We start from the raw sequence: 18846 nt of genomic DNA, 5'->3' as shown, positions 1-18846 counted from the left end.
GTCCACCTCTTGTCGTCACCTGCACAACGGGTTAGAAAGTGATGTCAAGATCTCGCGCAACGAGTGGAGCCACATGCGCCCAGGGCCGAAGTCATCCATCGCCACCGCCGCGCTCGCCCTCACCTGCCTCGCCCTCGTGTTCGGAACGACCCCGGCGGCGACCGCGGCCACCTGCCCGCCGGAGGCTCTCGCCTGTCAGGAGATCCGCGGCACCCCCGGCGACTACCGCTTCTGGTTCCGGTTCCAGCCCGCCCCCTCCCCGGCCGCCTTCACCCTCACCCTCAACGGCATGCCCGCCTCGGGCAGCCTGTCCAGCAACCTCGTGGGCACCGCGCTCGAAGGCGAGTTCCGCCCCACCTCCGGCCTCGTCACCGGCGACAAGGTGTGCGTCCGCCCGGTCGGCACCGGTCAAGACCACTGCGCCACCACCCCCTGAAACGAACTCATGTCTTACCGGAGGTAGTTGAAAGGCGTACGGTTGGCCCATGGCTGCGACCCCAGAAACGGTGCACTGGCGCGGCGTGCACCACCTTGCCCTGGTGACCGCGGACATGGACGCCACCGTGCGCTTCTGGCACGGCGTGCTCGACGCCCGCCTCGTCACCACCCTCGCCATCCCCGCGTTCAGGCACTACTTCTTCGACGTCGGCACGGGTAACACCGTGGCCTTCTTCGAGTACACCGACCAGGCCCTCGACAGCTTCGCCAAGCCCGCCGGCGTCCCGTACGCCAAGGCCGCGCAGTTCGACCACCTGGCCCTGCACCTGCCGGACGAGGAGGCCCTCATCAGGCTCCGCGACCGGCTCAAGGCGCACGGCTGCGAGGTCACCGACGTCGTCGACCACGGGTTCCTGCGCTCGATCTACTTCAGCGACCCCAACGGCATCGCGCTGGAGGCGTCCTGGTGGACCGTCGACCCGACCGGCAGGCCGGTCGACTACTCCGACGAGCGCCTGTTCGCCGACCCTGACCCCGTACCGGCCGTACGCGAGCTCCGCGACGACGGCCGGCTCCACCACACGGTCGCCACCCGCCTGGTGGACGGCATCATCGAGGACCTGCGGCGCGAAGGCATCACGCTGGAGCCTTGACGCTCTCCGGAGGCAGGGTTCACCATACGGGAAACGCCGAGGACGAGCTTCAGCATCGTCACCTCCGTCTCGGGTGTGAACCAGACCTGCGGAGGCGTCATGAAGAAGATCTTCGGCCAGGAGCCGGCCGCCATCCTGTACGCGATCAACGCACTGGTCGCGCTCCTGGTGGCCTTCGGACTCGGCCTGTCACAGGTCCAGGTCGCCACGATCTCGACGGTCGCCAGCGCCGTGATCGCCATCATCGTCGCGATCATGACCCGGCCGTTCGTGGTCTCCGCCCTGACGGGGGCGGTGACCGCGCTGATGACCGCGGTGGCCGGATTCGGGCTGGAGTTCACCGCCGACCAGATCGGCGCCACCGTGACGGTCCTGTCGATGCTGCTCGGCCTGGTGCTCCGGGCCAACGTCACCCCGGTGTCGGGCCCGGTCCAGCCGGGCCTCGAGGCTCCGCGCTAGCGCCGCCCGAAGAACCCGCGGAGCTCCCCGTCCCCACCGCACCGCGGGCACGAGCGGTACCGCCACGGCAGCAGCCACGAGCGCAGCACCTTCCCGCCACCGCACCGCCAGCACTTCACCTTGGGGTTCCTGGACCCCGCCAGGACGAGCACGCCGACGACCATCGCGGCGACCAGTAGGGCCATGGACGGGTCCACGCGAACCGCCTCCTCAACGCTGACGTCAAGGACATGCATACGCGAAGCGGCTCGCGGCCGGACCGTACCGGACTCGAGGCCCGCGGACCATCCGGTCCGGTGACCTGCCGGCCCTCACACCGGCAGGTCACCAGGCCGCAGGCCAGGGCTAGATGCGGAAGAACAGGTTCAGGAACCGTTCCGCGAGTGCCAGATCGCCGCGGACCGTCCCCGCGTTGCTCCGCCCGAACGTCGTGAGCACCATGCTCCCGGCGTCGAACTCGATGACCGCGGGCAGCCCGTCCAGGCTCCCCTTCTCGTACGTCATCCCGCCGCCCCCGACCGAGACCCGGAAGTCGCCCCCGTTGACGCCGCCCACCCGTATCCCGAGGTCGAACGCCGCCGGCTCCGGCCCCTGCTTGACCGTCGACTGCCACAGCACGAACATGAACGGCACCAGCAGGTCGGCCGCCTCACCCGAGAGCCCGTGCGCGCGGCCGGTGCCCTGGCGGATGTCCCAGGAGTGGACCGCGTAGTCCATGAGCTGCCCGGCCGCGTAGAAGAAGGCCGGCAGCGGGCCCATGTAGAAGTGCGGGACGGTCAGCCCGCCCCATTCGTCCTCGCCGAGGTCGCGCAGGATCGCCTGCATCCGCTCGAAGTCCGCCTTGAGCCGGTCGAGCAGCTCCTTCTGCGGGATCCCGCGCAGCGCCGTGGCCTGCTCGTTGACGCGGGCCCCCATCCCGGGCAGCCCGTACGCCGTGCCGGGCGCACCGCCACCCCGGGCGACCTCGAAGGCGGCGAAGTACCCTTCCGTCGTGTCGACGATGTGCGCGACCACGTCGCGCGTCGTCCAGCCCGTGCAGGCGGTCGGAGCCTCCCAGGCCTCCTCGGGTTCGGCCAGCGCGAACATCCGCTCGGCCTCGTCCCGGACGACCCGCAGGATGGTGTCCTTTCCGGCGTACGAGGTGGCATCCCATTCGTTCATGCCGTTCACCTCCTACGGCGAACGACAGACCTCAACGGTTTAACTGTCAATATCTCCCGCCGGAGAGAATCCCCTGGAGCGGTTCCGACAGCCGGGCGGGCAGGCCGGGCAGGCTCCAGGGGATCCTCGTTCATGGCCGGTCAGGCACAGGTGTACCCGGAGACGGTCTGCGTATTGCCGTTCGGCCGGCTGACCTGGTAGCCGAAGCTGGTGCTCGCGCTCGGCGCCAGGTTGCCGTTGTGGCCGGCGTTCCTGGCCGTCACGGTCTGCCCGCTGATGGTCACGGCCGCGTTCCACGAGCCGGACAGCGTGTGGCCGGCGGGCAGGGTGAAGGTGACGGTCCAGCCGGTGATGGCCGACGTGCCGCCGTTGGTGACGGTGACGGGCTGGACGACGTACCCGTTGTTCCACTGGGTCTGCACGGTGCCCACCGCCGTGCAGCCACCGCCGCCGCCGGGCCCCGCCGTGGTGGTGAACGTGGCCAGCGCCGAGTTGCCGGACAGGTTCCCGGCTCCGTCACGCGCCCGTACGTACACCTGGTACTGGGTGCTCGGGGTCAGCCCGGTCAGCGTGATCGAGTTGGTCGTGCTCTGGCCGAGCTGCGTGTCGGTGGTGCCCTGCTCCCGGTAGACGTTGTAGCCGGCCAGGCCACTGCCGCCGCTGTCGGTGGAGGCGGTCCAGGTCAGCGTGGCGGAGTTGGAGGTGACGTTGCTCGAACTCGGTGTCCCGGGTGTGGTGGGCGGGGTGGGGTCGGTGGTGGTGCCGCCCGCCAGGGCGTCGTGCACGGCGGTGTACGACGGCTTCTGCTGGTAGCTCTCGTTGTAGATGAGCGCCGCGCCCTGCCCGGGGAAGGTGTCGGGCACCCACGAGTACTTGTCGGTGAAGCCCCAGATCGTCACCCCGGCGCAGGCGCTGACGGCCAGGCAGGCGTTGACGACGTTGCGGTAGTAGGTGGCCTGGGTGGCGTCCTTGGTGGAGTCCCTGGGCATCTGCATGCGCACGTCCAGCTCGGTGATCCGGACCTGGACGCCGAGGGCGGCGAAGCGCTGCAGGTTCTGCTGGAGGTCGTTCGGGAAGCCGAACTGGATCGCGAGGTGGCCCTGGAAGCCGACGCAGTCGACCGGCACGCCCTGCTGGCGCAGCGACGAGACCAGGTTGTACATCGCGGTGCTCTTGGCGTTGATGCCCTCGACGTTGTAGTCGTTGATGCACAGCCGCGCGTCGGGGTCGGCGGCGCGGGCGGCGCGGAAGGCGTCGGCGATGTAGCTCTGGCCCAGCGTGTTGTACCAGAACGAGGTCCGCATGTTGCCGTTGTCCTCGAACACCTCGTTCACCACGTCCCAGGAGACCACGGCCGCGTTGCTCGCATAGCGGCCGACGACCTGGCTGATGTGGTTCTGCATGGCCGTGCGCATGGCGCTGGCGCCGAGGCTCTGCACCCAGCCGGGCGTCTGGCTGTGCCACACGAGCGTGTGGCCGTGGACCTGCTGGTTGTTCTGGTTGGCGAAGTTGACGATGGCGTCGGCGCCGGAGAAGTTGAACTGGCCCGGGTTGGGCTCGGTGGCGTCCCACTTCATCGCGTTCTCGGCGGTGATCTGGTTGAACTCGGTGGCCGCGATGTTGCGGTAGGCGGTCTCGTTGGACAGCGGGCTGGTCGCGAGCGCCGCACCGATGAACTTGCTCCGCGCCTGCGCGTGCGTGCGCAGGGGACCGGACGCTTCGGCCGCGGTGGCGGGCAGGAGGAAGGCTGCGAGCATCCCCAGCAGGGTGAGGATTCTGACAAGCGACGAATGCACGGACATCTACCTCCGGAGGCAGGCACTCGGTTCCGAAAGTTTTCGGCCCGGACAGGACCGCATCGCCGACGGTATTGACATGCGCGTGCAGGGTCAATGGCAGGTCTGAGCCGACACCAAAGCAGCAGTTGGCGGGCAGAAACTATCGGCCAGAAAATGAAACTTTCATCGAGGTTCCCGGCCCGGAGCCCCCGGGAACATCAAAGACCAACCACCCCCACAAAGGGTGCGACATGCCCATTTTTCCTGCTCTAGCGCGACGTACCTACCGGTCGGTACTGTGATTTATCCGGAATAATCGTCCACTGCGGGAGTTCTGCGCATGTCTCTTTCGCACGCCCAGGTCCAGGCCCAGCTCACCGGTCCAGGCCAGCTCTTCGAGATCGAGGAGATCGGCGACACCGGCGTACGCACGTGGAAGCACGCACCGGCCCACTTCCGGGCCCTGCTGGAGATGAGCAGGTTCCACGGCGACAAGGTCTTCCTGGCGTACGAGGACGAGCACATCACGTTCGAGGAGCACTTCCGCCGCGCGGCCACCCTCGCCGGCCGCCTGGTCGAGGAGTACGGCGTGACCAAGGGCGACCGGGTGGCCGTGGCCATGCGCAACTACCCGGAATGGGTGGTCTCGTTCTCGGCCGTGCTGGCGGCGGGGGGCATCGCCGTACCGCTGAACGCCTGGTGGACCGAGACCGAGCTGGCCTACGGCGTCCACGACTGCGGCGCCAAGGTGCTGATCGCCGACGGCGAGCGCGCGGTCCGGCTGGCCGGGACGGGCGTGCCGATGATCGTGGCCAGGGGCGAGGCTCCGGCGGGGGCGCGGGCGTTCGACGAGGTCATGGGAGAGGTGGTCGCCGACGTGAGGCTGCCGGACGTCGAGCTGTCCTCCGAGGACCCGGCCACGATCTTCTACACCTCCGGGACCACCGGCAACCCCAAGGGCGCCCTCGGCAGCCACCGCAACCTGGGCCAGTCCCCCATGACGGTCGCGTACGGCCTCATGCGCGCGACCGCCCTGGCCGGCAAGGACATCGCGGCCGCGGCCGGAACCCGCCGGATCACGCTCCTGACCGTGCCCCTCTTCCACGTCACCGGCTGCTTCTCCGCCCTGACCACCACGATGTTCAGCGGCGGCGGCCTGGTGCTCATGTACAAGTGGGACCCCGAGCAGGCCCTGCGCCTGATCGAGCGCGAGCAGGTCACCGCGATGATCGGCGTGCCCACCAACGCCTGGCAGCTCATGTCCCACCCCGACTTCGGCAAGTACGACCTGTCGTCCCTGACCACCCTCGGCTACGGCGGCGCCCCCGCCCCGCCCAGGCTGCTGGAGCGCATCACCCAGAACCTGCCCGACCGCGCCCCCTCCAACGGCTACGGCATGACCGAGACGACCGCCCTGGCCATCGGCAACGGCGGCGCCGACTACCAGGCCAGGCCCGACAGCATCGGCCTGCCCGCCGCGGTGGTGGACGTGCGCGTGGTGGACCCGGCCGGCGCCGAACTGCCGCCCGGCGAGGTCGGCGAGCTGTGCGTACGCGGCCCGAACGTCATCATGGGCTACTGGAACAAGCCGGAGGCGACGGCGCAGACGTTCGTCGGCGGCTGGCTGCACACCGGTGACCTGGCCAAGATCGACCACGAGGGCTTCGTCTACATCGTGGACCGGGCCAAGGACATGGTGATCAGGGGCGGCGAGAACGTCTACTGCGCCGAGGTGGAGGCGGCGCTGTTCGAGCACCCGGCCGTGGACGACACGGCGGTGATCGGCGTACCGCACGACGAGCTGGGCGAGGAGGTCGGGGCGGTCGTCCGCCTGGCCCCCGGCAAGACGGTCACACCAGAGGAGCTCAGGACGTTCCTGGCGAAGCGCATCGCCAAGTTCAAGATCCCGGAGCACGTGTGGTTCCGCGAGGGCGAGCTGCCCCGCAACCCCGGCGGCAAGATCCTCAAGACCCACCTGCGCAGGGAGATCCTGGGCGGCTGACCGCGTGAGGGCCGCTGTGACGGCCCTCACATTTTCTGTCTTCCCGCTGGTCGGCGCGTGTGCGACGGCCTGCCCTTACCTGGCGCGTAATCGCGGCCCCTACCCCCTGGCTGACATCTTTCAGGTGTCGCACTCAGCCAGCGAAGGAGCCCGAAATGACCGCCTTGACCGTGACCGCCGACCGGACGAAGTTCCTGCGTCTCGCCCTGGCCGCCGACGCCGTCGTCACCGGCGGCAACGGGCTGATCTATCTCGCCCTGGCCGCCCCCGTGAGCACCCTGCTCGGCCCCGACGCGGGCCTGTTGCGCGGCATCGGCGTCTTCCTCCTCGTGTACGGCGCCGCCGTCGGCCTCCTGGCCACTCGCCGCCCGATCAGCCCGGCCGCCACCAAGGCGGTGATCGCCCTGAACGTCATCTGGACCCTGGGCAGCGTCGGCACCGTCGTCGCGGGCGCGGCGGACTTCACCACCATCGGCGCCATCTGGGCCATCGCCCAGGCGCTCGTGGTCGCCGGCTTCGCCGAACTGCAGATCATGGGCCTGCGCAGGAGCCGTACCCACTGACCTCGAATACCGACCGACCTCCAAGGAGACCGATCATGACTCTCATCGAACGCTACGTCGCCGCCTGGAACGAGACCGACCCCGCCGCCCGCGCCAAGGCCGTGGCCGGCCTGTGGACCGAGGACGCCACCTACACCGACCCGCTCGCCGACGTCGCCGGCCACGACGGGATCGCCGCGGTCATCGAGGGCGCACAGGGCATGTTCCCCGGTCTGGTCTTCACCCCGGGCGAGACGTACGACGCCCACCACCACACCGCCCGCTTCACCTGGCACCTGGGCCCCGAGGGCGGGGAGCCGGTCGCGATCGGGTTCGACGTGGTGGAGCTGGCCGAGGACGGCAGGATCCGCAAGGTCCTGGGCTTCCTCGACAAGGTCCCGGGCTGACCCGCACCCCGCCCGCACCCCGCCCACGCAACGGCCTCCGGATGCCCCGGGGGCCGTTGTCGCGTCCCCGGAAATGCATTTGCCCTGTACCCGGCGCCTGTCGGACAATCAGAACTCGTGCTGACCGGAGTGAAACGCCTTCTTCATCACCTGTCGATCGATCTGAGCCCGTTGCGCGATTCGCGCGACTATCGGCTGCTGTTCTCGTCGGGTGTCATCACCATGTTCGGCACGTTCATCACTCTGGTGGCGGTGCCGTACCAGATGAAGGAGCTGACGGACTCCTACCTGGCGGTCGGGCTGGTGAGCCTGGCGGAGTTCGTGCCGATGGTGGTGTGCGGCCTGTGGGGCGGCGCCATCGCCGACGCGCTCGACCGCCGCAAGATCATCGTGCTGAGCGAGCTGGGCCTGCTGATCACCACCACGGCGCTCATGGTCAACGCGATGCTCCCGAACCCCCAGGTGTGGGTCCTGTACGTGATGGGCGCCGTCTCCACCGGCATCGCCTGCCTGCAGCGCCCCAGCCTGGAGGCCGTGATCCAGCAGGTGGTCAAGCACGACCAGCAGGCGGCGGCCGCGGTGCTGTCGAGCCTGCGCTGGAACTTCGGCGCCATCGTGGCCCCGGCGCTGGGCGGCCTGCTGGTGACGAAGCTGGGCGTGGCGGCGGCGTACGGCCTCGACACGCTGACCTTCGCGCTGTCCCTGGTCCTGCTGTGGCGCGTCCGCTCGCTCCCGCCGGCCGAGGACGCCGCGCCGGCGTCGCTGAAGTCGCTGGTCGAGGGCGTCCGGTACGCGGTGGGCCGCAGTGACCTGATGGGCACGTACCTGGTGGACATCGCCGCGATGGTGTTCGCGATGGCGACGGCGTTGTTCCCGTTCCTGGCCGACGAGCTGCGGGCGCCAGAGGCACTCGGCCTGCTCTACTCGGCCGCGGCGGTGGGCGCCCTGATCGCCTCGGTCACCGGCCGATGGACGGCCCGGGTGCAGCGGCAGGGTCTCGGCGTGATCGTCGCCGCGACGTTGTGGGGCGCGGCCATGGCGCTGACCGCGCTGGCACCCAACGTCTGGCTGGTCTTCGTCTGCATCGCGCTGGCGGGCGCCGCCGACATGATCAGTGGCATCTTCCGCATGACGATGTGGAACCAGACCATCCCACCGGAGCTGCGCGGCCGCCTGGCCGGCATCGAGCTGCTCTCCTACGCCAGCGGCCCGATGCTGGGCAACACCCGCGCCAGCCTGATGGCCAACTTCGGCGGCACCCGCTTCTCCCTCGGAGCGGGCGGCCTGCTGTGCGTCGGCGCCGTGCTGGGCCTGGCCGCCGCCCTGCCCAGATTCCGCCGCTACGACGCCAGGACCGACGAGCACGCCCTGTCGGAGAAGGCCCGCCGGCAGGCGGCGGCGGCCCAGGCCACCGCCTGACTCACTCCCGCCGCTCCGCCTTCGCGAAGGCGGCCAGCGCGTCGGCGTCGGAGTAGACGCTGGTCACATATTCGGCGACCCATTCCCCGATCCTTTCGAACCCGCTCTCGGCCACCAGCCGCTCCCCCACCCGCCGGGCGTCGAGCGGCGTGGTGCGCAGGGTCACCGCCCCGCTCTCCCCGTCGAGCAACGCCCACTGCGCCCCGTATCTCCCGTAGGGCATCCCCACGGACCCCGGGTTCACGACCAGCACCCGGTCCGCCAGCCGGACGAACGGCATGTGCGTGTTGCCCACCACCACGGTGTCGGCGCCCTCCCCCGCCAGCACCTCCGCCCACCGCGCCAGTGAACTGTCGACGAGGATCATCTCCTCATCGCTGCGCGGCGTCGCGTGCACGAACAGCGCGGTGCCCAGCCGCCCGAGCTCCACCACCTGCCGCGCGGGCAGCCCACCGAGCAACGCGACCTGATCGCCCCGCAGCTCTCCCGCCGCCCACTGCGACGACGGGTAGGGGCTGACCTTGCCGGCCGCCACCTCGACCAGCTCCCGGTCGGCGTTCCCGCCGACCCACAGCGCCCGCTCCCCCAGCGAGACCAGCAGATCCAGCGTCTGCACGGGCATCGGCCCGGCGGCCACGTCTCCCGTGAGCACGATCAGGTCGGCCGCGGCCACCTCGGGCTCGGCCAGCACGGCCTCGAGCGCCGGCAGCACCCCGTGCACATCGGACAGCACCGCGATTCGCATACCGCCACTCTGCCCTCCCGGCGGCCCCCGGGTGCCGATGTTCGCACCCGACGAACACCTCAGCCCACCTCCCGCCACCCGACGAACACCTCAGCCCGCCTCCCGCCACCCGTCGTACCGCTCGACCAGCTCATCGATCTTCGCCAGCGAGCCCTCGTCCGCCCCTTCGAGAACGACGAGCCACTGCGCGTCCTCGGCGTCGTCCTCCCCGGCGAGCGTCTCCCGCACGACCCGCGGCACCCCGAGCCCCGCAAACCACTCCCCCAGCGTCTCCGCGACCTCTTCGGCGTCATCCCGCTCACCGAAAACCAGCAACTGCCTCATGACCAGCTTTCCGCCTTCTCCCATGGTGTCCTGACGTTCACCCGGCGTGAGCACATCAGGTTGGTGGCGTTGGCCCATGACCGCCGAAGCGGCGATCGTCAGGATGACGCACCCTTCGCTCCCCGACTGGGTCTTTCCGCCGCCGCAGGGTTTCGCGGCAGAGGTCCTACGCCCTCACCGGCATCCATCATGACCGGGTCAAGCCGGCCGTCCCCTTCGATCTCGACATCGACCTCACCGAGATCGACCGCATCTGACGCGGAAGGGCCGGCACGGCATCCGCCGTACCGGCCCTCGTGACCAAGCTCACGTGCTCCGCAGTTGGGCCCCCACGCGGTCGGCCGCCATCGCCACCGCCGCGTCCCGGGCCGCCGTCGTCTCCTCCACCGTCAACGTACGGTCAGGCGCCCGGAACCGCATCGAGTAGGCCAGCGACTTGTTCCCCTCGCCCACCTGCTCCCCGGCATAGACGTCGAACAGCCGGATCGACTCCAGCAACTCCCCGGCCCCATCGCGCAGAGCGGCCTCGACATCGGCCACCGGCGTGAAGTCCGGCACGATGAGCGCGACGTCCTGCGTGGCGACGGGATAGGCCGACACCGAAGGCGCCTGCACCGGCCCGGACATGGCCGCCTCGAGCCGGGACAGCTCCAGCTCCATCGCCGACGTGCGGGCCGGCAGCCCGTAGGCCTCGATGACCCGCGGATGCAGCTCGCCCGCGTGCCCCACCAGCGTGTCACCCACGTAGAGGGCGGCACACCGGCCGGGATGCCAGGGCTCGTGCTGGTCGGCGCTGATGGACAGCTCGATCCGCGCCTCGGCCGCCACCAGCCGGGCGGCCTGCACCGCATCGGCCCAGGAGGCCGCGCGCCCGTCGCCCCACCAGCCGGAGCGCTCGAACTCCCCGCTCAGCACCACGGCCACCCGCAGCGGCTGGTCGGGCAGCGCCGCCTCGATCGAGGCCAGTTCCTCGGCGGTCGGCCGGCGCTCGACCCCGAGCACCGGAGCCACCTCGGGAGCGCCCGCGCGCGGCCGGTAGACCGGCCCCGTCTCGAACAGCGCCACGTCGGAGAACCCGCGGCCGACGTTGCGGACCAGGGCCTTGAGCAGCCCCGGCAGCAGCGTCGTGCGCATCAGCGGCTCGTCTTCCGACAGCGGGTTGGCCAGCCGCATGGCCGTGCGCCGCGCGTCGTCGGCGGGCAGCAACAGCCGGTCGAAGTCGTCGGGGCTGATGAACGGGTAGTTGAGCACCTCGACGTGGCCGCCCTCGGCCAGCGCCCGGCCGGCCCTCCTGCGCAGCCGCTGCCCCTCGGTGAGCCCGGCGCCGGCCGGAGCCGAGGGCAGCACCGACGGCAGGTTCTCGTAGCCCTCCAGCCGGATGACCTCTTCGGCCAGGTCGTTGGGGTCGGTGAGGTCGGGCCGCCAGGACGGCGGGGTCACCGTGATCATGTCGTCGCCGGTGACGGCCAGCTTGGCCGCCAGCGCGCCGCCGGTCACCACGCCGGTGGGGTCGACGCCGCCCTCGCGCACGGCCGGGTCGTCGCCGTCGACGACGACGCAGCCGACCTGCTCGAGCCGCGTGACCACGGTCTCCTTCGCGTAGGGGACCCCGGCCACCCGGCTCGGGTAGTCGGGCGGGATCGCGATGCGCGCGGGCGACACCTCGACCTCGGCGTGGGTGACCCCGGGCCGCACGCTCGCGCCGCCCAGCTCGGCCAGCAGCCGCACGGCCCGCCACGAGGCGACGAGCGGCAGCTCCCGGTCCACGCCCCGCTCGAACCGCTTGGACGCCTCCGACACCAGCCCGTGCCGGCGCGACTCGCGCGAGATGCCGGTGGCGGAGAAGTGGGCGGCCTCGATGACGATGTCGGTCGAGGCGTCGGAGATCTCGGTCTCCAGGCCGCCCATCGTGCCGGCCATCGAGATCGGCCCCGACTGGTCGGTGATGAGGATGTCGTCGGGGTCGAGCTCGCGTACGACGTGGTCGAGCGTCTCGAGCCGCTCACCGGGCTGAGCCCGGCGCACGACGATCTCGCCGTCGAGCTTGTCGCGGTCGAACGCGTGCAGCGGCTGCCCGAGCTCCAGCATCAGGTAGTTGGTGATGTCGACGGCCAGCGAGACCGGACGCATGCCGGCGCGCGTCAGGCGTACGCGCATCCACAGCGGGCTCTCGGCGGACGGGTCGAAGCCGCGCACCTCGCGCAGCACGAACCGGTCGCACGCGCTCGGGTCGGCGATCGAGGCCGGCCAGGACGGCTCGGTGTCGGCGGGCAGGTCGACGTCGGCGGGGTCGCGGAACGGCACCCCGAACGCGGTCGCCGCCTCCCGCGCCACGCCCCTGATCGACAGCGCGTAGCCGATGTCGGGCGTGATCTCCAGCTCGATCACGTCGTCACGCAGCCCGAGCAGCTCGACCACGTCGGCGCCGAGCGGCGTGTCGGGCGGCAGCACCATGATGCCGCCATGGTCGTCGCCCAGACCCAGCTCACGCTCGGAGCAGATCATGCCCTCGGACATCCGCCCGTACGTCTTGCGCGCCCCGACCTCGAACCCGCCCGGCAGCACGCCGCCGGGCAGCACGACCGGGACCCGGTCGCCGACGACGAAGTTGGAGGCGCCGCAGACGATCTCGCGCGGGATCGCCTCGCCCACCTCGACCTTGCAGTGCCTGATCGGCTTCTTGAACCCGGCCAGCTCCTCGATCTCGAGGACCTCGCCGACCACGACGTTCTTGACGTCGTAGCCGTGGGAGGTGATCGACTCGAGCTTGAGCCCGGCCGCGGTCAGCTTGTCGGCCACCTCGTGGGCGGTGACCGCCGGGAGATCGACATACTCCCGCAGCCAGGAAAGCGGGACCTTCATCAGATCTCCATTCCGAACGGGAGGGTGAAGCGGACGTCTCCCTCGACCATGTCACGCATGTCCTCGGCGTTGTGGCGGAACATCAGCGTGCGCTCGATGCCCATGCCGAACGCGAAGCCGGAGTAGCGCGAGGGGTCCACGCCGCACGCGATGAGCACGCGCGGGTTGACCATGCCGCAGCCGCCCCACTCGATCCAGCCCTCGGACTTGCAGGTGCGGCAGGGCGGGTTGCCGGGGATCGCCGAGGCGCCGCGGCAGACGAAGCACTTGAGGTCCATCTCGGCGGACGGCTCGGTGAACGGGAAATAGTTGGGCCGGAAGCGGGTCGTGATGCCCTTGCCGAACATCACCTCCGCGAACCGGTCGAGCGTGCCCTTGAGGTGGGCCATCGTCAGCCCCTCGTCCACGGCCAGCCCCTCGGTCTGGTGGAAGACCGGGGTGTGGGTGGCGTCGAGCTCGTCGGTGCGGAACGTCTTGCCCGGCGAGATCACATAGACCGGCAGCTCGCGCTGGAGCAGCGCGCGGACCTGCACCGGCGAGGTCTGCGTGCGCAGCACCATGCCGGAGTCGGTGGACCCGACGAAGAACGTGTCGTGGTCGGAGCGGGCCGGGTGGTCCTTGGCGATGTTGAGCGCGTCGAAGTTGAACCACTCGCCTTCGAGGTCGGGCCCCTCGGCCACCTCGTATCCCATGGCGATGAACGCGTCGGCGATGCGCTCCTGCAGCGTGGTCAGCGGGTGGCGGGCGCCGCGCGGCCGCCGGTCCCAGGGCAGGGTGACGTCGACGGTCTCCTCGACGAGCACGCGCGCGTCGCGCTCGGCCTCCAGCTCGGCCTGGCGGGCGGCCAGCGCCTCACCGATCGCCTTGCGGGCGCCGCCGACGCGCTTGCCGGCCTCGGCGCGGGCGGCCGGCGGCAGGGCGCCGATCTCGCGGTTGGCCAGGGCGATGGGCGAGCGGTCGCCCGCGTGCGCCAGCCTGGCCTGCTTGAGTGCGTCGAGGTCGGCGGCCGTCTTGATCGCCTCGATGGCGTCGGCCTCCATGCGGGACACCTCGTCGGCATGCAACGGTGTCACCTCGACGGGGTCGTAGTCAGACAAGAGTGAGCTCCGTATCCAGGGCTTGAGCGGAAAGAGTCTAGTGGGACCCGCCCACCGGGGCCGACTCGCTCGCTACGGCGTCACGAAGTCGGGGGTGCCGGTGGGCACGGTAAATCGGAACTCCGCGCCGCCCTCGGGCGCCCGCTGCACGCTGATCGTCCCGCCGTGCGCCTCGACCAGGCCCTTCACGATGAACAGGCCGAGCCCGGTGCCGCCGCGCCTGCGGCTGTTGCCGCCCCGCCAGAACTGCCTGAAGACGCGCGGAGCCAGCTCGGGCTCGATGCCCTCGCCCTCGTCGCGCACCGACACGGCAACTCCCCATTCGACGGACTCGATGTCGATCGTCACGGTGCCACGCCCGTGGCGCACCGCGTTTTCTACCAGATTACCTAGAATCTGGTCGACCTTGTCCTGGTCGAGCCACATCTCCGGCAGGTCGTCGTCGGCGATCAGCTTGAAGCGCTCCTCGCTCTCGCCGGCCGCGACCCGGCCCGCGATGAGCCGGCGCGCCCTGGCCGGGACGTCGACGACCTGGCGGCGCACCTCCAGCCGCCCGGACTCGATCCGCGAGACGTCGAGCAGCTCGGTGATGAGCCTGGTGACGCGGTCGGCGTCGTTGTTGACGGTCTCGAGCATGACGCGCTTCTGCTCGTCGGTGAAGCGGGTCCATTTCGCCAGCAGCGTGGCCGTGAACCCCTTGACGCTGGTCAGCGGCGAGCGCAGCTCGTGGGCCACGGTGGAGACGAGGTCGGCGCGGCTGCGCTCCAGCCGGGCGCGGGCGCCGCCGTCGCGCAGGGTGATCGTGACGCGCTCGACCTCGCCGCAGCGCTCCGGCTCACGCACGAGCCTGGCCGCGACGTAGAGCTCCTGACCGCCCGGCAGGTGCAGCGGCCGCTCGGGCACCCTGCTCCGCGTACGCAGCCCGCCCTCGGGGTCGAGCGCCTTCCACCAGTCGCGCCCATCATGATCCCGGAACGGGTAGACGTCGTTCATGTGCCGCCCGATCGCGCGCTCCATGGCGACGCCGGTGAGCCTCGCGGCGGCCCGGTTGACGGCCACCACACACCCGTATCGGTCGGTCACGATGAGGCCGTCGGGAAGGTCGTCAATGGCGATCGTGCACGCGGCGGCCACCACCCGCCCGTCGGTTTCTGCGCCGTGCACGACCTCGCCTCCTCCGCCTACAACGCCGACAATAGCGGGTTTCCGGCCACCTACGACACTCGCTGCGCCCTGGCCGAGGAGTAAAGGCATACCGCCGCGGCGGTGGCCAGGTTCAGACTTTCAGCCTGTCCGTAGATGGGCACTCTGACCACATCGTCCGCCTCGGCCAGTACATCCTCCGGCAGTCCCCAGGCCTCGTTGCCGAAGATCCACGCGGTGGGTCCCGAGAGATCGACGTCGTCGAGCGTGTGCTTGCCCGCGCCGTCGGCCGCCAGCACGCGCAGGCCCCGCTCCCTCAGTTGACGCACGGCGGCGCCCACCGGTGCACCGATGGTGACGGGCAAATGGAACAGGCTGCCGACGCTGGCGCGTACGCACTTGCCGTTGTACGGGTCGACGGACGCGTCGGTGAAGATCACCGAGTCCGCCCCGGCGGCGTCGGCCGCCCGCATGACGGTGCCGGCGTTGCCCGGATCGCGCACGTGCGCGAGCAGCGCCACCAGGCGCGGCTCCCCGGCCAGCGACTCCTCCAGCGGCACGTGGACGAGCCTGCAGACGGCCACCAGCCCCTGCGGGGTCACGGTCTGGGACAGCTCCGACATGACCTCGCCGCTGGCCCGGTGCACGGGGACGCCCTGGAGCGTGGCCTCGGTGATCAGCTCCGGGTGGCGCAGCTCGGCCTCGGCCGTGCTGAACAGCTCCAGCGTCACGCCGGCGAGCTTGAGCGCCTCGCGTACCGCCTGGGGCCCTTCGGCCAGGAACCGGCGGTCCTGCTCCCTGAAGGCCCGCTTGGCGAGCCGCCTGGCGGCCTTCACCCGCGGCGATCTCACGTTGGTCAGCTCGGACCCCGCCATGCTCTCCCCCTGGTCCTACGACAGCGCTCTTCGACAGCGCTCTCAGACGACGCCCTAAGACACGTCCTTCGACAACAAAGGGCCCACCGTCATCGGTGGGCCCTCACTTAAGGCAATCGCTCAGCTCGCGGCCGGAGCGTTCACGTTCGCCGGGAGCGCCTTCTTGGCGGCCTCGACGAGCGTGGCAAAGGTCTGGATGTCGTTGACCGCGAGGTCGGCCAGGATCTTCCGGTCGACTTCGATGTTGGCCAGACGCAGACCCTGGATCAGGCGGTTGTAGGTCATGCCGTTCTGACGGGCAGCGGCGTTGATCCGCTGGATCCACAGACGGCGGAAGGCGCCCTTACGGTCCTTGCGGTCCCTGTAGGCGTACGTCATCGAGTGGAGCATCTGCTCCTTGGCCTTGCGGTACAGCCGTGACCGCTGGCCACGGTAACCGCTCGCCCTCTCGAGGACGACCTTGCGCTTCTTCTTGGCGTTGAGCGCCCGCTTCACGCGTGCCATGTTCTTCTCCCCGGGGGTTCGCGCTACTTGGCGAGCAGCTTCTTGATCTTCTTAGAGTCGGCGTCGGAAAGGACGACCTCGTTCTTGAGACGGCGCGTCAGCGTGGACGACTTCCACTCGTTGTAGTGCGCGCGGTTGGCACGGCGACGCTTGATCTTGCCGGTGCCGGTGACCCGGAACCGCTTCTTCGCACCGCTGTGCGTCTTCATCTTCGGCATGTCGCCGTCTCTCCTCGTTTCGGTCGTGCCGCAGGCCGGGCCGGTGCTGGCCGGCCCGGTAGCGGCGTCTTCGTCTGCCGGTGGCTGGCTGGGGTCGCGGTTGTAAGGCTAACCCCAACTGCGGGTCACGCTTCCGGTACGGAAGGCTCCTCGCCGCCACGCTGCGCCTTGGCCGCGGCCTTTTCGGCCTTGGCCTCAGCCTTCTTCTTGTGCGGACCGATCACCATGATCATGTTACGGCCGTCCTGCTTGGCGTGGGACTCCACGAACCCCAGCTCCTGGACGTCGTCCGCCAGCCGCTGCAGCAGCCGGAACCCGAGCTCGGGCCGGGACTGCTCACGCCCACGGAACATGATCGTGACTTTGACCTTGTCCCCCGCCTTGAGGAACCGCACCACGTGACCCTTCTTGGTCTCGTAGTCGTGCGGGTCGATCTTCGGCCGGAGCTTGATCTCCTTGATGATCGTGTGCGCCTGATTCTTGCGCGCCTCGCGCGCCTTCATCGCGGACTCGTACTTGAACTTGCCGTAGTCCATGAGCTTGCACACGGGCGGTCGAGCCGTGGCCGCGACCTCGACGAGGTCAAGGTCGGCCTCCTGGGCGAGCTTGAGGGCATCGTGAATGGAGACGATGCCGACCTGCTCGCCGTTCGGGCCCACGAGGCGAACCTCGGGAACTCGGATACGCTCGTTGATGCGGGGCTCAGTGCTGATGGGGCCTCCTAGGTTTGCGATCCCTACGTGCTCGTCGTGTCAAGACTTCCCGCTGAGACGCGAAAAGCCCCGCACGTCGCGCATGCGGGGCCACTGAGCTCTGTGGCTTCGTGGCCTCGAGCTCCCCGGAGAGTCCGGCGTGATCCTGGACCCGGCCACCTCGCGGTGACTCGGGTGGGAGGGAGACCTCCGCTTGCGCGTCCAGCAAGGCATGCCGGACCGATCAGAGAGCTACATTACCACAACCACGAAGCCCTCTCGAATCATCCCCGCCGGCCAAATCGCCTGCCCAGATGAGGCGCGGACCTCCACCGGCCCCGAGGCGACGATCGAGCTTGAACCCGAACCCCTGGAGCGAAGATCCGGCCAGAGGTCAGCGCCGCGACCGAGACACCGACCGCACGTGAGGTCGAGACCGGGCCGTGCCGACAACCCTGGGGTCGAGACCAGGCCAAGGCAACGACCGGGCCAGAGATCAAGGCCGGGGCCGGGCGACGACCGGGCCTGGCTCGAGACCGGGACCGAGGGAGGCGATGACCGGGCTCGTGGTCAAGGCCGTGCGGCTCGGCGTGGAGATCGTCAACCCGGGCGGTCGGCCGATCGCCTGGCGATCTCGGCCGTGCCCGCCGCGCGCATGGCCTCCACCGGTACGTCCGTGCGGCCCGTCATCAGCTCCACCTGCCGCACCGCCTGGTGCAGCAGCATCGCGAACCCTCCGACCACCGTGCCGCCCGCCGCCCGCACGGCCTCCGCCGCACGGGTCGGCCAGGGTGCGTAGACCACGTCGAAGAGCGCCGGCACCCGCGCCAGCCGGTCCGCGAAGACGTCGGCGGCACCGCTCGGGAGCGTGGAGACCACCAGGTCGACGCCGGTGAGCGCGTCGAGCTTGTCGAACGTCTCCACCGCCAGCGCCACACCCAGCCGCTCGGCCACCTCCACCGTCTCGCCCGCCCGCGAGGGGTCGCGCACCAGCAGCGTCGCCGAGAACAGGCCCAGGTTGCGCAGCGCCGCCAGCGCGGAGGCCGCCGTGGCCCCACCGCCCAGCACGGTCGCCGAGCGCGGCGCGGGCACCCCCGCCTCGGCCAGCGCCCGCTCGATGCCGTAGACGTCGGTGTTGTCACCGTGGCGCGACCCGTCGCGGAACACCACGGTGTTGGCCCCGCCCACCTCCACGGCCAGCGCGGAGACGGTGTCGAGCAGGGGCAGCACGGCCCGCTTGAGCGGCATGGTCAGCGACAGCCCCGCCCAGGCGTCCGAACCGGCGTCCGCACCGGCGCCGGCCTGGCCGCGCACGGGCGTCAGCTCCGCCAGCAGCCCCGGCAGCCGCGCCTCGTCGCACTCGAACGCCTCATAGCTCCACCCACCGAGCCCCATCGCCTGGTAGGCGGCCCTGTGCAGGTAGGGCGAGAGCGAATGGCCGATGGGCGACCCCATCACCGCAGCCCGCATCCACACTCCTTCTCCGAACAGGAAGACCTTATCGCCCGGACATGACGACGGCGCACG

General features: G+C 70.3%; 20 protein-coding genes and 1 pseudogene. 8 read left to right on the top strand and 13 right to left on the bottom strand.

Features of this window, described 5'->3' with window-relative positions; all coding sequences use genetic code 11:
• The first annotated feature begins 73 nt into the window (after positions 1 to 73).
• The 3 genes from AB0I15_RS50840 to AB0I15_RS50830 all read left to right on the top strand — a co-directional run bounded on the left by AB0I15_RS50840 (position 74) and on the right by AB0I15_RS50830 (position 1550).
• Entirely contained in the window at positions 74 to 436 is a 363-nt protein-coding gene (locus AB0I15_RS50840) for a hypothetical protein (protein ID WP_358113740.1), read from the top strand.
• A gap of 49 nt (positions 437 to 485) precedes the next feature.
• Complete coding sequence (locus AB0I15_RS50835; protein ID WP_358113738.1) at positions 486 to 1091, top strand: VOC family protein; 606 nt, start codon at positions 486 to 488, stop codon at positions 1089 to 1091.
• A 99-nt stretch (positions 1092 to 1190) separates the two neighbouring features.
• Positions 1191 to 1550, top strand: coding sequence for a hypothetical protein (locus AB0I15_RS50830; RefSeq protein ID WP_358113736.1), 360 nt, complete (start codon positions 1191 to 1193; stop codon positions 1548 to 1550).
• On the opposite strand, the gene AB0I15_RS50825 is transcribed toward AB0I15_RS50830, so the two are convergent.
• The 3 genes from AB0I15_RS50825 to AB0I15_RS50815 all read right to left on the bottom strand — a co-directional run bounded on the left by AB0I15_RS50825 (position 1547) and on the right by AB0I15_RS50815 (position 4468).
• Complete coding sequence (locus AB0I15_RS50825) at positions 1547 to 1747, bottom strand: hypothetical protein (RefSeq protein ID WP_358113734.1); 201 nt, start codon at positions 1745 to 1747, stop codon at positions 1547 to 1549. The two genes, AB0I15_RS50830 and AB0I15_RS50825, sit on opposite strands and share 4 nt — an antisense overlap.
• Positions 1748 to 1895: 148 nt before the next feature.
• A complete protein-coding gene (locus tag AB0I15_RS50820) occupies positions 1896 to 2711 on the bottom strand; it encodes a maleylpyruvate isomerase family mycothiol-dependent enzyme (RefSeq protein ID WP_358113732.1) in 816 nt (271 codons plus the stop codon).
• Positions 2712 to 2851: 140 nt separating this feature from the next.
• Entirely contained in the window at positions 2852 to 4468 is a 1617-nt protein-coding gene (locus AB0I15_RS50815) for an endo-1,4-beta-xylanase (RefSeq protein WP_358113730.1), read from the bottom strand.
• 361 nt (positions 4469 to 4829) lie between these two features.
• Between AB0I15_RS50815 and AB0I15_RS50810 the strand changes: the two genes are divergently transcribed.
• The 4 genes from AB0I15_RS50810 (at position 4830) to AB0I15_RS50795 (ending at position 8859) form a co-directional block, all read left to right on the top strand.
• On the top strand, positions 4830 to 6491 hold the full coding sequence (locus AB0I15_RS50810) for a class I adenylate-forming enzyme family protein (RefSeq protein ID WP_358113728.1): 1662 nt from the start codon (positions 4830 to 4832) through the stop codon (positions 6489 to 6491).
• Between the two features lie 155 nt (positions 6492 to 6646).
• On the top strand, positions 6647 to 7054 hold the full coding sequence (locus AB0I15_RS50805) for a hypothetical protein (RefSeq protein ID WP_358113726.1): 408 nt from the start codon (positions 6647 to 6649) through the stop codon (positions 7052 to 7054).
• 35 nt (positions 7055 to 7089) lie between these two features.
• A complete protein-coding gene (locus AB0I15_RS50800) occupies positions 7090 to 7440 on the top strand; it encodes a nuclear transport factor 2 family protein (protein WP_358113724.1) in 351 nt (116 codons plus the stop codon).
• Between the two features lie 129 nt (positions 7441 to 7569).
• Positions 7570 to 8859, top strand: a complete 1290-nt coding sequence (locus AB0I15_RS50795; protein WP_358113722.1) for an MFS transporter — start codon at positions 7570 to 7572, stop codon at positions 8857 to 8859.
• 1 nt (position 8860) lies between these two features.
• On the opposite strand, the gene AB0I15_RS50790 is transcribed toward AB0I15_RS50795, so the two are convergent.
• A complete protein-coding gene (locus tag AB0I15_RS50790) occupies positions 8861 to 9604 on the bottom strand; it encodes a metallophosphoesterase family protein (RefSeq protein ID WP_358113720.1) in 744 nt (247 codons plus the stop codon).
• 90 nt (positions 9605 to 9694) lie between these two features.
• Positions 9695 to 9928, bottom strand: a complete 234-nt coding sequence (locus tag AB0I15_RS50785) for a hypothetical protein (protein WP_358113718.1) — start codon at positions 9926 to 9928, stop codon at positions 9695 to 9697.
• Positions 9929 to 10092: 164 nt separating this feature from the next.
• Here AB0I15_RS50785 and AB0I15_RS50780 point away from each other — a divergent pair.
• Positions 10093 to 10185: pseudogene (locus tag AB0I15_RS50780) on the top strand (Uma2 family endonuclease); the annotation flags it as partial.
• A gap of 49 nt (positions 10186 to 10234) precedes the next feature.
• On the opposite strand, the gene AB0I15_RS50775 reads toward AB0I15_RS50780, so the two are convergent.
• From AB0I15_RS50775 to AB0I15_RS50740, 8 genes are all read right to left on the bottom strand, one after another.
• The gene (locus AB0I15_RS50775) at positions 10235 to 12790 is read right to left on the bottom strand and encodes a phenylalanine--tRNA ligase subunit beta (RefSeq protein ID WP_358113716.1); all 2556 of its coding nucleotides are present in this window, start codon (positions 12788 to 12790) and stop codon (positions 10235 to 10237) included.
• Positions 12790 to 13830, bottom strand: a complete 1041-nt coding sequence (gene pheS / locus AB0I15_RS50770; RefSeq protein ID WP_358113804.1) for a phenylalanine--tRNA ligase subunit alpha — start codon at positions 13828 to 13830, stop codon at positions 12790 to 12792. The genes AB0I15_RS50775 and pheS overlap by 1 nt, the downstream gene beginning before the upstream one ends.
• Before the next feature lie 129 nt (positions 13831 to 13959).
• Positions 13960 to 15051, bottom strand: coding sequence for an ATP-binding protein (locus tag AB0I15_RS50765; protein WP_358113714.1), 1092 nt, complete (start codon positions 15049 to 15051; stop codon positions 13960 to 13962).
• A 50-nt stretch (positions 15052 to 15101) separates the two neighbouring features.
• Positions 15102 to 15905 (bottom strand): RNA methyltransferase, encoded by an 804-nt coding sequence (locus AB0I15_RS50760; protein WP_358113712.1) that lies wholly within the window; start codon positions 15903 to 15905, stop codon positions 15102 to 15104.
• A gap of 120 nt (positions 15906 to 16025) precedes the next feature.
• Positions 16026 to 16409, bottom strand: a complete 384-nt coding sequence (rplT, locus tag AB0I15_RS50755; protein WP_358113710.1) for a 50S ribosomal protein L20 — start codon at positions 16407 to 16409, stop codon at positions 16026 to 16028.
• Positions 16410 to 16432: 23 nt separating this feature from the next.
• Positions 16433 to 16627: a 50S ribosomal protein L35 gene (rpmI, locus tag AB0I15_RS50750; RefSeq protein WP_090761693.1), complete on the bottom strand. Its 195-nt coding sequence runs from the start codon at positions 16625 to 16627 to the stop codon at positions 16433 to 16435.
• Between the two features lie 125 nt (positions 16628 to 16752).
• A complete protein-coding gene (infC, locus tag AB0I15_RS50745) occupies positions 16753 to 17340 on the bottom strand; it encodes a translation initiation factor IF-3 (RefSeq protein WP_358113802.1) in 588 nt (195 codons plus the stop codon).
• Between the two features lie 579 nt (positions 17341 to 17919).
• Positions 17920 to 18789 (bottom strand): shikimate dehydrogenase, encoded by an 870-nt coding sequence (locus tag AB0I15_RS50740; protein ID WP_358113708.1) that lies wholly within the window; start codon positions 18787 to 18789, stop codon positions 17920 to 17922.
• Between the last annotated feature and the right edge of the window lie 57 nt (positions 18790 to 18846).

The sequence above is a fragment of the Nonomuraea sp. NPDC050643 genome (assembly GCF_040654715.1).
Taxonomy (GTDB): domain Bacteria; phylum Actinomycetota; class Actinomycetes; order Streptosporangiales; family Streptosporangiaceae; genus Nonomuraea.
The sequence above is the reverse complement of the archived record's forward strand: the minus strand, read 5'-3'. Positions and strand labels throughout refer to the sequence as shown.

Coding starts and splice junctions, on each gene's coding strand:
- AB0I15_RS50820 (WP_358113732.1), bottom strand. CDS start 2,711: ATGAACGAATGGGATGCCACCTCGTACGCCGGAAAGGACACCATCCTG.
- AB0I15_RS50805 (WP_358113726.1), top strand. CDS start 6,647: ATGACCGCCTTGACCGTGACCGCCGACCGGACGAAGTTCCTGCGTCTC.
- AB0I15_RS50815 (WP_358113730.1), bottom strand. CDS start 4,468: ATGCTCGCAGCCTTCCTCCTGCCCGCCACCGCGGCCGAAGCGTCCGGT.
- AB0I15_RS50775 (WP_358113716.1), bottom strand. CDS start 12,790: ATGAAGGTCCCGCTTTCCTGGCTGCGGGAGTATGTCGATCTCCCGGCG.
- AB0I15_RS50835 (WP_358113738.1), top strand. CDS start 486: ATGGCTGCGACCCCAGAAACGGTGCACTGGCGCGGCGTGCACCACCTT.
- AB0I15_RS50760 (WP_358113712.1), bottom strand. CDS start 15,905: ATGGCGGGGTCCGAGCTGACCAACGTGAGATCGCCGCGGGTGAAGGCC.
- rplT (WP_358113710.1), bottom strand. CDS start 16,409: ATGGCACGCGTGAAGCGGGCGCTCAACGCCAAGAAGAAGCGCAAGGTC.
- pheS (WP_358113804.1), bottom strand. CDS start 13,830: ATGGAGGCCGACGCCATCGAGGCGATCAAGACGGCCGCCGACCTCGAC.
- AB0I15_RS50790 (WP_358113720.1), bottom strand. CDS start 9,604: ATGCGAATCGCGGTGCTGTCCGATGTGCACGGGGTGCTGCCGGCGCTC.
- AB0I15_RS50840 (WP_358113740.1), top strand. CDS start 74: ATGCGCCCAGGGCCGAAGTCATCCATCGCCACCGCCGCGCTCGCCCTC.
- AB0I15_RS50800 (WP_358113724.1), top strand. CDS start 7,090: ATGACTCTCATCGAACGCTACGTCGCCGCCTGGAACGAGACCGACCCC.
- AB0I15_RS50810 (WP_358113728.1), top strand. CDS start 4,830: ATGTCTCTTTCGCACGCCCAGGTCCAGGCCCAGCTCACCGGTCCAGGC.
- AB0I15_RS50740 (WP_358113708.1), bottom strand. CDS start 18,789: ATGCGGGCTGCGGTGATGGGGTCGCCCATCGGCCATTCGCTCTCGCCC.
- AB0I15_RS50785 (WP_358113718.1), bottom strand. CDS start 9,928: ATGAGGCAGTTGCTGGTTTTCGGTGAGCGGGATGACGCCGAAGAGGTC.
- rpmI (WP_090761693.1), bottom strand. CDS start 16,627: ATGCCGAAGATGAAGACGCACAGCGGTGCGAAGAAGCGGTTCCGGGTC.
- AB0I15_RS50830 (WP_358113736.1), top strand. CDS start 1,191: ATGAAGAAGATCTTCGGCCAGGAGCCGGCCGCCATCCTGTACGCGATC.